Below are 12,441 nucleotides of genomic sequence, written 5' to 3'. Positions count from 1 at the left end.
CGACGCTACGCCTCGGGCCCGGCAGTCCCGCCATCCGTCGACGGGAGGGGAGAGACCACCCACCGGCCTATGCTGCGCTGGCGTCATCGCCGACCGAAGGGAGTGCCCGTGCACGACGTCCTCGACGACCTCGAGTCCGCCTGGCACGCCGGACGGTCCGTGGGGCTCGCGACGCTCACCGGCACCTGGCACTCCGCCCCGCGCCAGCCGGGCGCGACGATGCTCGTCGACGAGGACCGTGCCGTCGGCTCGGTGTCGGGCGGCTGCGTCGAGGGGGCCGTCTACGAGCTGGCCCGCGAGGTCGCGGCCGAAGGGAGCCCGGTCCTCACCCGCTACGGGGTGAGCGACGGCGACGCCCTCGAGGTGGGCCCTGACGTGCGGCGGTCAGCTCGAGCTCTTCGTACAGCCGGTGTCTCCCGCGACCTTCCCCGAGCTGCCGGAGGTCGCCGCCGACATCCGTGCGGGGCGGCCCGTCGCCGTCGCGACGGTCATCGAGCACCCGGAGCCGGCCTTCGTCGGGCTGCGGCTCGTCGTGCGGCCGGAGGGTCTCGAGGGTCGGCCGCAGGCGGCCTCCCACCTCGACCACCGGGGAACGGGTCGGCCGCAGGCGGCCTCCCACCTCGACCAGCGGATGAGCACCCGGCAGGTCGCGGCGCTGACCGATGACGCCCGGGGACTACTCGCCCAGGGCCTCTCAGAGGTCCTCACCGTCCTCACCCACGACCCGAAGTTCGACATCCCCCTCCTCGAGGTCGCCTTGCGGCTGGAGCAGGTCGCCTATGTCGGCGCGATGGGCTCGCGCCGCACGCACGACCAGCGCCTGGCGCAGCTGCGCGAGGTCGGCGTCTCCGACGACGAGATCGTCCGGCTCAGCTCGCCCATCGGCCTCGACCTCGGCGCCCGGACGCCCGAGGAGACGGCCGTGACGATCGCCGCGGAGATCATCTCGCTGCGCTGGGGCGGCGCGGGGTCATGGCTGTCGGACCGGGGCGGCCCGATCCACCACACTCACGCCTGAGGCCGGTCGACGTCCTGACCGGTCGCGAGGTCGGCGCACTCGACGGTCTCGGCGTCGCGCCGCCGCAGGTAGTCCGCGGCCCCACGGTCGCCGTCGAGCTCGGCGACGAGCGGCGCCCAGTGGTCACGGCCGATGAGAACCGGGTGACCGGGCCTCCCGGAGTAGACCGCCCGCCGAAGGGCGCCACTCCCCACCTCTCCCCCGAGCAGCCGCTGCGCCACGGCCGCGGTGACGTCCGGCAGGTCGACGAGGTGGACCAGGGCGGCATCGGCCCCACCCTCGCCGAGCACACGCAAGCCATGACGAAGGGAGTGACCCACCCCCTTCGCCCAGTCCGGGCAGTGCGTCCACGAGGTGCGTGGCAAATCCAGCTCCGCCTGCTCCCCGCTCGCTCCCAGCACGACGAGCGTTGCGGCACAACCCCCTTCGTCCAGCACGGACACCGCCCGGGCCAGCCACGACGTGCCGTCGGGGTCGCTGACGAGGGCCTTGGGCCGGCCCATCCGCCGACCGGCGCCGGCGGCGAGGAGGAGTCCGTGGACGAGGGCCATGCGGGCAGCCTAAGTCTCGAGAGGCAGGGAGCGGGATCGCGCATTGCCCTACGGCAATGCCGTGTGGAGTCCGCATTGCCGTAGGGCAATGCGGACTCCTTGACATTGCCGTAGGGCAATGCGGACTCCTTGACCGGGTACTGAACACGGGTTTAGCCTGCTGAACATGAGTTCAGTCGACGATCGCACCGGGCGGGCGCGGGTGCGCGATGCCGCGCTCGAGCTCTTCGCCGAGCGCGGCGAGGACGCCGTGACGATGCGGCAGATCGCCGAGCGGGCCGAGGTGTCGCCGGCACTCGTGGTCCACCACTTCGGGTCCAAGGCCGGGCTGCGCGAGGCGGTGGTCGAGCACGTGCGCGCCTGGATGGACGAGCTCTTCGACCTGTCGACCGACACCGACCTCGCCGCCGACATGCAGGCCGCCGAGTGGTCGTCCATCGGCGAGATGCTCCAGCAGGCGCTGCCGGAGGGCTCCCCGATCGTGCCCTACCTGCGCCGCATCCTCATGAGTGGTGACCCGCTCGCGACCGAGCTGCTCACCGCGTGGCACCGGCGCACCGTCGAGGTCTTCCGCGTCTGGGACGCCGCCGGCAAGCTCCGGGCCGGCCCCGACCCCGAGATGCGCGCTGCACTGGCCATGTCCTCCGACCTCGGCGCCCTCTTCCTCGCCGACCACTGGCGCCAGATCCTCGGCGTCGACCCCCTGCGCGGCGAGGGCCTGGCCCGCTGGGCCGACGAGGCGATGCGCTTCTATGCAGCAATCTTGCCCACACCCGATACAACAGCAGACGGCGGCATCGGGACCACACCCCCTTCGTCCGAGGAGACCTCGTGAACGACGTCATCCGCACCCGCGACCTGCGCAAGACCTACGGCAGCACCCACGCCCTCGACGGTCTCGACCTCACCGTCGGGCAGGGCGAGGTCCACGGCTTCCTCGGCCCCAACGGCGCCGGCAAGTCGACGACGATCCGCGTCCTGCTCGGCCTGACCCGGGCCGACGGCGGGGAGGTGAGCGTGCTCGGTGGCGACCCCTGGCACGACGCCGTCGAGCTGCACCGCCGCCTGGCCTACGTGCCCGCCGGCGTCACCCTCTGGCCCGGCCTCACCGGCGGCCAGTGCATCGACGTCCTCGGCCGGGCGCACGGCGGGCTCGACGAAGGGCGGCGACGTGACCTCGTCGAGCGCTTCGACCTCGACACCCGCAAGCGCACCCGCGACTACTCCACCGGCAACAAGCAAAAGGTCTCGCTCATCTCCGCGCTGGCCGCCGACGTCGACCTGCTCCTCCTCGACGAACCGACCTCCGGCCTCGACCCGCTCATGGAGCAGGTCTTCCAGGAGGTCGTCCGCGAGCGCGTCGCCGGCGGCACGACCGTGCTGCTCTCGAGCCACATCCTCGGCGAGGTCGAGGCGCTCGCCGACCGGGTGAGCATCATCCGCGCCGGCCGCACGGTGACGACCGGCACGCTGGCCGACCTGCGCCGCAGCACGAGCAGCCGGGTCCACGCGGTCACCGACGCCTCCCCCGGGCTCACCGGGGTCGCGGGGGTCACCGCCCTGGACGAAGGGGAGGTCGACGGCCGCGTCGAGACCCGCTGCCACGTCGAGGCGCACGCCGTCTCCGACGTCGTCGGGCGGCTGCACGCCGCGGGCGTGCACACCCTGACGATCCAGCCGCCGAGCCTGGACGACCTCTTCCTCGAGCAGTACCGGGTGTCGGCATGAGCATCGCCGGGGTGGGGACCAGCCTGCGGGTGCAGTGGCGCACCGGGTGGAAGGTCGTGCTCGCCTGGGTCCTCGGCCTCACCGCGGTCGTGCTGCTCACGACGACCTCGATCACCGGCCTCTACGACACCCCCGACAAGCTGCGCTCCTACGCCGAGACCACGGCGGGCCCCGGCATGCGGGTGCTCAACGGCGCCGTCGCCGGCACCGACACCCTCGGCGGGGTACTCGTCAACGAGCTCGGCTTCGTCGTCGCCTTCGCCATCCCGCTCCTCGCGACCGCGCTGACCGTCCGCGGCACCCGTCGCGAGGAGGAGGCCGGGCGGCTCGAGCTGCTCCTCGCCTCCCGCGTGGGGCGACAGGCACCGCTCGTCGCGGCGATCGGTCTCGCCCTGGCCGCCCTCGTGGGTGTCGGGGTGCTCTCGGCCCTGGCCTTCCTCGCCGCCGACGCCGACCCCACCGGTTCCCTCGTCTACGGCGCGGCCCTCGCCTGCCTCGGCGCGGTCCACGTCGGGGTCGCCGCCGTCGCTGCCCAGGCCTTCGGGCACGGGCGCACCGTCTGGGCGGCGAGCCTGGCGGTCGCCCTGGTCTCCTACCTCGTCCGCGGCGTCGGCGCCGTCGACAGCACGTGGGTGCTGTGGCTCAGCCCGCTCGGCTGGTACGACGAGGTGGCGGCCTTCGGGGAGACGCGAGCGCTCCCCTTCGTCCTGAGCCTGGCCACCGCCGCGCTGCTCATCGCCGCCGCCCTCAGCCTCTCGACCCGCCGCGACGTCGGCGGCTCGCTCGTCGCCCCCCGCACCGGGCCGCGCCGGGCGAGCGCCGGGCTCGTCGCACCCCTGGGCCTCGCGCTGCGCGAGCACCGCACGGTGACGCTCGGCTGGGCGGTGCTCGTCGCCGTGCTCATGGGCACCTACGGCTCGCTCATGCAGACGGTCATCGACGCGATCACCGGCAACCCCGACCTCGAGGTGTGGATCGGCGGGGACACGAGCAGCATCGTCGAGCCGATGGCCGCGATGTTCGTCCTGCTGCTGTCGATGCTCGTCGGCGGCTACGTGCTCCAGTCGCTCGGGTCGTTGCGCGGCGAGGAGACCTCAGGCCGCCTCGAGCTGCAGCTGAGCGAAGCCCGCAGCCGGACCGCCTGGCTGGCCCCGCACCTGCTCGTCGTCGCCGGCGGGACCCTCGTCGTCGGCGCCGCCGGAGCCATCGCTCTCGCGGTGAGCACCGCTGCGGCACTGGGCGACTCGTCCTGGGTCCCCACCCTGCTCACGGCCGCCGCCCAGCACCTGCCGGTCATGCTCCTGCTCGGTGGACTCTCGCTCGCCCTCTTCGGCTGTGCCCCCCGGTGGCAGCCGGCCGTCTGGGCGGTCTTCGCCGTGGCCGCGGTCATCGGCTACATGGGCCCGGGGCTCGACCTACCTGCGGGGCTGGTCGAGTGGGCCCCCTTCGGCCTCGTCGGCAACGTCCCGGCGGAGGCGGTCGACGTCACCGGGTCGGTCGTCGCCGGGGTCGGCGGACTGGCCCTCGCTGTGCTCGGCGTCGTCGGCTTCCGCCGCCGGGACGTCCCGCACCGCTGAGCGGTCCTCGCCCGACCGGTCCTCGCCCGACCGGTGCGAACCCTGCGCGGAGGGGCCCCCTGCGCCCCTCCGCGCACGCTCGGCGTCCTGGTGCTGCCGTCGCGAGATCTCGGCCCGGGCCAGAAGCAACCCGGCGAGGATCGGGAGGATGTACTTCAGGTGGCCGAGGATCCACACGAGCCAGCCCGGAGCACTCCAGTCCGGCCACGGGATCGACGGGAGGTCGATCGAGGGCCACGGGATGCTCGGCAGGTCGAGGTCGGGCATCGGGAGGGACGGCAGGTCCCAGTCGGGCCACGGGATCGACACGACGAGGCGGGCCGCGAGCGCGGCCAGCAGGATCGGGATGACGACCTTGCCCACCCCGGCCGCGACGTGCCGGGCAGCGTAGAGCCGCGGCCTGGCCCGCATCCGCTCCTCACGCACCGCGGCCGGCGACCCCGGCTCGGGCACGAGGTCGAGCCCGCCGACGCCGACCTGGGCCTTGGCCTCCGCGGCCGAGCGGTCTCCCTCGAACCACGTCGCGCGGACCGGCTTGCTCAGGGTGGTGAAGCGAGCGCGGACGGCACCGACCTCGTCGGCGAGCTCGTGGTCCTCGTCCGCGACGAGGTAGAGGTTGTCGGCCGTGGAGGACCTCGCGGTGGCCAGCTCCTCGTCGTCGACCCACCACGTCGCCGAGTTGCTCCAGCCGTCGCCGACGGAGGTCTCGACGCGGTGCCGACGCCCGTCGATGACCATCTCGTAGACCTGACTGCCTCCCATGACGACGAGGCTACGAAGAGGCCGGTGGACGGCACATCGGCCGAAGGTCGCTCCCTTCGTCAGCCTTTGGGACAGGATCGGTCAGGGCCGGTGCGCCTCCCCCGGCCGCGGCCGCACCGGCCCTAGGTTGCTGGGAAACCGACTCCGAGGTGCCCCGTGAAGATCAACAACGACCCGGTCTACGTCAAGCGACGTCGTGTCGCCATGGCCGTGCTCATCGTCGTGCTCATCGTCCTCGTCGTGTGCATCGGCCGGCTCGTCGGCGGCGACGAGACCGCCTCCGCCGGCACGCCCCAGCAGGTGGCCGCCCCCGCGAAGCGCGCGGCCCCGGCCAAGGTCGAAAAGGCGGCGCCCGCGGTCAAGCCGGCGCAGAAGCAGGGCAAGGAGGCCGCACCCGCCGACTCGTCGATGGTGCGCATCCAGCGGCTCACCGGCGCCATGACGCCCAAGTCGGTCGTCGCCTCGCCCACGGGTCACGTCTTCGCGCAGAACATGATGTACAGCCACTCGGTCACCGCGCTCACCCCCGACGGCGCCATCGAGAAGACGATCTCGGACGCGGTGAAGCTCTCCGACTTCGGGGTCAAGGGCCACCCGGGCACGAGCAAGGGCGCGCCGGTCGAGATGGCCTTCAGCCCCGACGGCAAGACCGCGTGGGTGAGCAACTACGCGATGTACGGCGAGGGCTTCTCCCCCGAGGGTGCCGACGCGTGCACCGGCCCCGAGGGCATCTCCGACAGCTACCTCTACAAGATCGACACCGACAGCCTGGAGATCAAGGACGTCGTGCGGGTCGGCGCCGTGCCCAAGTACGTCGCGGCGACCCACGACGGCAGCAAGGTCCTGGTGACCAACTGGTGCTCCATGGACCTCGACGTCGTCGACACGGCGAAGGGAGAGGTCGTCACCACGATCCCCATCGACGGCAAGCACCCCCGCGGCATCGCCATCACGCCCGACGACAAGGTCGCCTTCGTCGCCGTCATGGGCTCGGACAAGACGGTGCGGGTCGACCTCGAGTCCGGCAAGGTCAGCGACTTCGCCGCCACCGGCGACGGACCGCGCCACCTGCTCGTCTCGCCCGACGGCTCGAAGCTCTACATCTCCAACAACGGCGCGGGTACCGTGAGCGAGGTGGACGCCACGACCGGCAAGACCCTGCGCGAGGTGCAGGTCGGGTCCGAGCCGCGCTCGATGGCGATCAGCCCCGACGGCGGCGCGATCTACGTCGGCAACTACGGCAGCAGCACGGTGAGCAAGATCCGGACCAAGGACTTCGAGGTCGTGCAGACCGAGAAGACCGACGCGCTGCCCATCGGCATCACCTACGAGCCCACGAAGAAGCGCGTGTGGGTCGCCAGCTACGGCGGCTCGATCATCGTCTTCGACGACTCGCGGACCCTGTGAGGACCGCGCCATGAGGGCCGCGCTCGTCCTCAACCCCTCGAAGGGGGGCTGGGAGCGCGCGCTCGAGGCGGTAGTCGCCGCGGCCCAGGCGGCCGGCTGGCCGGACCCCGACGTCCACCTGACGACCCGCGACGACTGCGGTCACGGCCAGGCCCGCGCCGCGGTCGAGGCCGGCGCCGAGCTGGTCGTCGCGGCCGGCGGCGACGGCACCGTGCGGCACGTCGCCCACGCCCTCGGCGGCACCGGGGTCGACCTGGGCATCGTGCCGATCGGCACGGCCAACCTCCTCGCCCACAACCTCGACCTGCCGCGCACCGTCGAGGGGGCCGTCGAGGTCGCGCTGACCGGCCGCGCCCGACCCGTGGACCTGGGTATCGCGCGGGTCGACGACGAGGCGAGGGACCTCCCCTTCGTCGTGCTGGCGGGGATGGGCCACGACGCGGCGACGGTGGCGGCGACCAACCCGACCCTCAAGGAGCGCATCGGCTGGCCGGCCTATGTCGCGCCGGCAGCGGTCAAGGCGCTGCGGCGCCCGGTGCCGGTGACGGTCCGGCACGACGACGGCGAGGCCGAGCACCTGCGGGTGTGGAGCGTCCTCGCCGCCAACTGCGAACGGGTGCGGGCCGGCGTGCGGATCGCGCCGGGCGGGCTCGTCGACGACGGGCTCTTCGACGTGCTCGAGGTGACGGTGCGACGTCCCGGGCAGTGGCTCGGCGTCGCGGCGAAGGGGGTCTTCCGCCTCCCCGGTGACGTCGCCGGCCTGGCGACCCGCGCGTCGCGGGAAGTCGAGGTGACGAGTGAGCAGCCGCTGCACGTGCAGCTCGACGGTGACGTGGTCGGCCCGGCCCGACGGCTGCTCGTGCGGTGCGAGGAGCACGCGCTGGCGATCCGTGTCGCGGGCTGAGCACCAGTGCCCGCGGGCAGCGGGCCCCAAGCGGCTGGGTCGATGCGGCGGCCGACAGGAGCACGAAGGACAGGCCCGCCAGGGTTCGGCTTGACGCTGCGCCAACCCGCCTGGCCGTCCGCTCGATGCGCAGCCATCCCCCCTTCATCCTGCGGCAGGTAGGGTCGGGCGACATGAACCCGGGTTCAGGACAGGAGCGGCGATGAGTGCAGGAGCGGTGCGTGAGGAGGACGCCTTCGACGTGGCGCGGGTGAGCGCGTGGCTGCGCGAGCACGGCGACCCGGAGGTCGTCAGGGCGCTGGAGGGCGAGCCGCAGGTGCGGCAGTTCGACTCCGGGGCGTCCAACCTCACCTACGAGCTGCGGTGGCCCACCAGGGCGCTCGTGCTGCGCCGCCCGCCCCACGGGGCCCTCGGCGGCAGCGCGCACAACATGCACCGCGAGCACGACCTGCAGGCGGCGCTGCACCCCGTCTTCCCCCGCGTGCCGCGGATGGTCGGGCTGTGCACGGACCCCGAGGTCCTCGGCAGCGATTTCTACGTCATGGACAAGCTCGAGGGCACGATCCTCGGCCGCGACCTGCCCGACGGCGTCACCCTCACCCCCGAGCAGGCCACCGCCCTGTGCGAGGCCGCCCTGGCCACACTCGTCGAGCTGCACGAGGTCGACGTCGCCGCCGTGCCCCAGCTCGCGGCCCTCGACCGCGGCGACGGCTACGTCCACCGCCAGGTCGAAGGGTGGTCCTCCCGCTATCGCGCAGCGGCGACCGACGACGTCCCGGACTTCGAGGACGTCATGGCCTGGCTGGCCGAGCGCGAGCCGGCCGATCGGCCGCATGCCTTGATCCACAACGACTTCCGTCTCGACAACCTCGTCCTCGATGCCGCCGACCCGACGCGTGTCGTCGGTGTCCTCGACTGGGAGCTGGCGACCGTCGGCGACCCGCTCATGGACCTCGGCGGGGCCTTGGCCTACTGGGCCCAGGCCGACGACGACGCGACGATGCGCTCCCTTCGCCTGCAGCCGACGCACCTGCCGGGCATGCTCACCCGGGCCCAGATCGTCGAGCGCTACTGCGCCGCACGGGGACTCGAGGTGAGCGCTCGGGAGTGGGCCTTCTACGAGGTCTTCGGCCTCTTCCGCCTCGCAGGCATCGCCCAGCAGATCTACGCCCGCTACGTCTCCGGTGCCACGACCAACCCGCGGTTCGCGGCCTTCGGGCCGATGGTCACCTATCTCGACGCCCGCTGCCGCGCCCTCGTCGGCTGATCCCCCTTTCGCCCCACACCCAGGAGTCCGCATGACCTTCACGACCCTCATCACCGGCGCCAGCTCCGGCCTCGGCGCCGAGATGGCCCGCCAGTTCGCCGCGCTCGGCCACGACCTGGCGCTCACCGCGCGCCGCACCGACCGGCTCGACGAGCTCAAGGCGCAGATCCTCGCCGCCCACCCTGGTCGCCGGGTCGAGACCTATGCCCTCGACGTCACCGACGACGACTCCGTCACCGCCGTCTTCGACCAGGCGAAGGGGGACTTCGGCCGCCTCGACCGGGTCGTCGTCAACGCCGGACTCGGCAAGGGCGCGCCCTATGGCAAGGGCAGCCACTACGCCAACCGGCAGACCATCGAGACCAATGTGCTCGGCGCCGCGATCCAGACCGAAGCCGCGATGGCGATCTTCCGCGAGCAGAAGGCCGGCCACCTCGTGCTCATCGCCTCGGTCACCGCGCTGCGCGGCATGCCGAAGTCGATGACGACCTATGGCGCCTCCAAGGCCTTCCTCGCCTCGCTCGGCGAGGGCATCCGCAGCGAGATGATCGGCAAGCCCGAGCTCGACATCGACGTCACCGTCCTCTACCCGGGCTACATCCGCTCGGAGATGAACGAGAAGGTCGAGCAGAAGACGAAGTTCATGGTCGACACCGAGACCGGCGTGCGCGCGATGGTCGTCGCCATCGAGGGCCGCAAGGCCAAGGCGCTCGTCCCCGCCAAGCCCTGGGTCGCCGTCGGCTCCGCGATGAAGGTGCTGCCGCTCTCCGTCGTGCGCAAGATGCTCTGACGCCCGACTCTGCATTGCCCTACGGCAATGCGGCCTCCCGGCCGACCTGAATCTGCATTGCCCTACGGCAATGCAGACTCACGTCTGGCGGATGGCGGCGAGGCGGATGGTGAAGTCGTCGATGGCGTCGGCGAGGCCGGGCCCTTCGAGGACCTCGAGGGTGGCGCCGAGGTCGAAGGCCGCCATCGTCAGGTGACGGGCGAGGCTCGCGAGGTCGTCGGCGCTCGACTCGAGGTCGGTGACACCGGGGCGCACCTGGGTCGCGACCCCGTAGGCCGCGGGGACGCGGCGGCGCACCGCCTCGACGTCGGCGGTCAGGCGCACCCGCACCCGGTGGGCATAGCCGGCCCGGGTCACCGCCCGCCGCACGTGCTCGACGGCATCGGGCGACGGCCGCGGCCGGAAGCGGAAGGTCGACGCCCGCACCCCCGACATCCGGTCGAGGCGGAAGGTGCGCCAGTCCTGCCTTCGCCCGTCCCACGCGAGCAGGTACCACCGCCGACCGGTCGCGACGAGGCGATAGGGCTCGACGGCGCGATCGCTCACCTCGCCCGAGCGCCCCGTGTAGCCGAAGCGCACCCGCACGTGGTCACGCACCGCGTGGGCGAGGACGACGAGCACGCCGGTGTCGACGTCGTCGGTCGCGCCGGGCAGCAGGGCGGTGGCGTCGGCGAGCGCCGCCACCTCGCCGCGCAGCCGCGGCGGCATCACCTGGTCGAGCTTGGTCAGGGCCCGCACGGCGGGTTCGCCGATCGCCGAGATCCCCTGTGCGCCAACGCGAAGTGCCACCGTCACGGCCACGACCTCGTCCTCCTCGAGGAGCAGCGGCGGCATCCGCCCGCCGCTGCCGAGCCGGTATCCGCCGCCGACCCCGGGCGTCGCCTCGACGGGATAGCCGAGCTCGCGCAGCCGCTCGACGTCGCGCCGCAGGGTGCGGGTGGTCACCCCGAGCAGCTCGACGAGCTCGGGTCCCGTCCACACGGACCGGGTCTCGAAGAGCCCGAGCAGGCGCAGCGCACGTTCGGTCGTCTCGGCCATGCCCACCATCATCCGCCGGATTGGTGACAGAAAGTGTCCGCAATGCCGTGGACAGTGGATTCCGGGCGAAGGGAGGTCCCTCCCTTCGCGGCACGAGCAGCGAGACTTCGACCGCAAGGAGCACGCCATGTACACACCGGCCGTCCACGACGAGATCACCGGCTACGCCGAGTACGTCGACCAGCAGCTCGAGAGCCTGCGCGCCAGCGCCCACGGCCTCACCGAGGAGCAGGCTCGCCTCACCCCGACCCGCTCAGCACTGTCTATCGGCGGGATCATCAAGCACACGAGCTATGTCATCGCCGCGCCGGACGACAAGGAGGCGCGCGTCGAGGAGGGCGGCGAGATCACCGAGGACGCCTACGCGGCCTTCATGGACACCTTCGCCCTGCGCGCCGACGAGACCCTCGCCGAGACGATCGCGACCTTCGACCGACGCCGGGTCGCGGTCGTCGAGTGGATCCGCAGCAGCGACCCGAGCGCGGAGCAGACCGTCCCGCCGGCCCCGTGGTACGGCCTGATGGACTCCTCGCAGGCCGCGATGCGCTACTCCTTCGGCCACTTCATCGAGGAGCTCGCCCGGCATGCGGGCCACGCCGACATCATCCGCGAGCAGATCGACGGCGCGACCTCGCTCGAGCTGGTCCTCGCCGACACGGGCCGTCCGGCGACCCCCTTCGCCGAGCCGTGGAGCGCCCCGCAGCCGGCCACGCCATGATGGCGGGGTGAGGATCAGCGGACTGACCATCACCAGCCCCGACGTCGCCGCCACGCAGGACGCCTGGCGGCGACTCGGCACGCTCGACCGCGAGATCGAGGTCACGCCGGGCGAAGGGGGCCTGGCCGCCGTCGTCCTCGGCGTCGACGACGTCGCGGCGACCGAGCGCCTGCTCCAGCGGCGCGGCCTCGTCGGCGACGCCGACGGCTTCGACCTCGGCGGACTGACCTGGCGACTCGCCCCCTTCGTCGAGGGCGAAGGGATCCCCAGCAGCACCGACCTCGTCCTCGACCACGTCGTCGTGCGCACCGGTGACGCCGAGCGGGCCGCCGCCGACCTCGGCGCGCGCGTCGGCCTCGACCTGCGGCTGGACCGGCGCCTGATGGAGCACGGCTTCCGCGGGCTCTTCTTCCGGTGCGGCGACGCGGTCGTCGAGGTGGCCGCACCAATCGAGCCGACGGGCGACCCCGACAGCTTCGGCGGCCTGGCCTGGCGGTCCGCCAACATCGAGGCCACCCGCGAGCGCCTCGTCGCCGGCGGCGTCGAGGTCTCCGAGGTGCGCACCGGCCGCAAGCCCGGCACCCGGGTCGCGACCGTCCGCGACCGCGCCCTGGGCACCCCGACCCTGATCATCGAGCAGGGCTGACCGTCCCCCTTCGGGCGCGCCCGCCCGGGTGCAGA

12 protein-coding genes and 1 pseudogene are annotated in these 12,441 nt (G+C 72.8%); 11 read left to right on the top strand and 2 right to left on the bottom strand.

Annotated features, from left to right (window positions below; all coding sequences use genetic code 11):
* Positions 1-69: 69 nt before the first annotated feature.
* Together H7A72_RS17030 and H7A72_RS00555 are read left to right on the top strand one after the other, a co-directional pair.
* Positions 70-279: pseudogene (locus H7A72_RS17030) on the top strand (XdhC family protein); the annotation flags it as partial.
* Positions 280-409: 130 nt separating this feature from the next.
* Positions 410-1,018: an XdhC family protein gene (locus tag H7A72_RS00555; RefSeq protein ID WP_370543545.1), complete on the top strand. Its 609-nt coding sequence runs from the start codon at positions 410-412 to the stop codon at positions 1,016-1,018.
* Here H7A72_RS00555 and H7A72_RS00550 read toward each other — a convergent pair.
* A complete protein-coding gene (locus H7A72_RS00550) occupies positions 1,009-1,569 on the bottom strand; it encodes an NTP transferase domain-containing protein (RefSeq protein WP_185221278.1) in 561 nt (186 codons plus the stop codon). The genes H7A72_RS00555 and H7A72_RS00550 overlap by 10 nt on opposite strands.
* Before the next feature lie 166 nt (positions 1,570-1,735).
* Here H7A72_RS00550 and H7A72_RS00545 point away from each other — a divergent pair, with 166 nt between their 5' ends.
* The 7 genes from H7A72_RS00545 to H7A72_RS00515 all read left to right on the top strand — a co-directional run bounded on the left by H7A72_RS00545 (position 1,736) and on the right by H7A72_RS00515 (position 10,004).
* Positions 1,736-2,404 carry a TetR/AcrR family transcriptional regulator gene (locus H7A72_RS00545; protein WP_185221277.1) on the top strand — a complete coding sequence of 223 codons (669 nt, stop codon included), beginning with the start codon at positions 1,736-1,738 and terminating at the stop codon, positions 2,402-2,404.
* Positions 2,401-3,297, top strand: coding sequence for an ABC transporter ATP-binding protein (locus H7A72_RS00540; protein ID WP_185221276.1), 897 nt, complete (start codon positions 2,401-2,403; stop codon positions 3,295-3,297). The genes H7A72_RS00545 and H7A72_RS00540 overlap by 4 nt, the downstream gene beginning before the upstream one ends.
* Positions 3,294-4,874: an ABC transporter permease gene (locus tag H7A72_RS00535; protein ID WP_185221275.1), complete on the top strand. Its 1,581-nt coding sequence runs from the start codon at positions 3,294-3,296 to the stop codon at positions 4,872-4,874. Before H7A72_RS00540 ends, H7A72_RS00535 begins: the two co-directional genes overlap by 4 nt.
* A gap of 918 nt (positions 4,875-5,792) precedes the next feature.
* Positions 5,793-7,043, top strand: coding sequence for a beta-propeller fold lactonase family protein (locus H7A72_RS00530; RefSeq protein ID WP_084450863.1), 1,251 nt, complete (start codon positions 5,793-5,795; stop codon positions 7,041-7,043).
* 10 nt (positions 7,044-7,053) lie between these two features.
* Entirely contained in the window at positions 7,054-7,947 is an 894-nt protein-coding gene (locus tag H7A72_RS00525; RefSeq protein WP_185221274.1) for a diacylglycerol kinase family protein, read from the top strand.
* Between the two features lie 202 nt (positions 7,948-8,149).
* The gene (locus H7A72_RS00520) at positions 8,150-9,214 is read left to right on the top strand and encodes a phosphotransferase family protein (protein ID WP_185221273.1); all 1,065 of its coding nucleotides are present in this window, start codon (positions 8,150-8,152) and stop codon (positions 9,212-9,214) included.
* A gap of 31 nt (positions 9,215-9,245) precedes the next feature.
* Positions 9,246-10,004: an SDR family oxidoreductase gene (locus tag H7A72_RS00515; protein WP_185221272.1), complete on the top strand. Its 759-nt coding sequence runs from the start codon at positions 9,246-9,248 to the stop codon at positions 10,002-10,004.
* Positions 10,005-10,082: 78 nt separating this feature from the next.
* On the opposite strand, the gene H7A72_RS00510 is transcribed toward H7A72_RS00515, so the two are convergent.
* Positions 10,083-11,042, bottom strand: coding sequence for a YafY family protein (locus tag H7A72_RS00510; protein WP_185221271.1), 960 nt, complete (start codon positions 11,040-11,042; stop codon positions 10,083-10,085).
* Between the two features lie 127 nt (positions 11,043-11,169).
* Here H7A72_RS00510 and H7A72_RS16535 point away from each other — a divergent pair, with 127 nt between their 5' ends.
* Together H7A72_RS16535 and H7A72_RS00505 are read left to right on the top strand one after the other, a co-directional pair.
* Entirely contained in the window at positions 11,170-11,760 is a 591-nt protein-coding gene (locus H7A72_RS16535; RefSeq protein ID WP_223277710.1) for a DUF664 domain-containing protein, read from the top strand.
* Between the two features lie 7 nt (positions 11,761-11,767).
* The gene (locus H7A72_RS00505) at positions 11,768-12,406 is read left to right on the top strand and encodes a VOC family protein (RefSeq protein ID WP_223277709.1); all 639 of its coding nucleotides are present in this window, start codon (positions 11,768-11,770) and stop codon (positions 12,404-12,406) included.
* Positions 12,407-12,441: the final 35 nt, after the last annotated feature.

Origin of the sequence: Janibacter sp. YB324 (assembly GCF_014217915.1) — a bacterium.
GTDB lineage: Bacteria > Actinomycetota > Actinomycetes > Actinomycetales > Dermatophilaceae > Janibacter > Janibacter indicus.
Note: the sequence above shows the minus strand (reverse complement) of the source record. Positions and strands in the feature narration are given on the sequence as shown.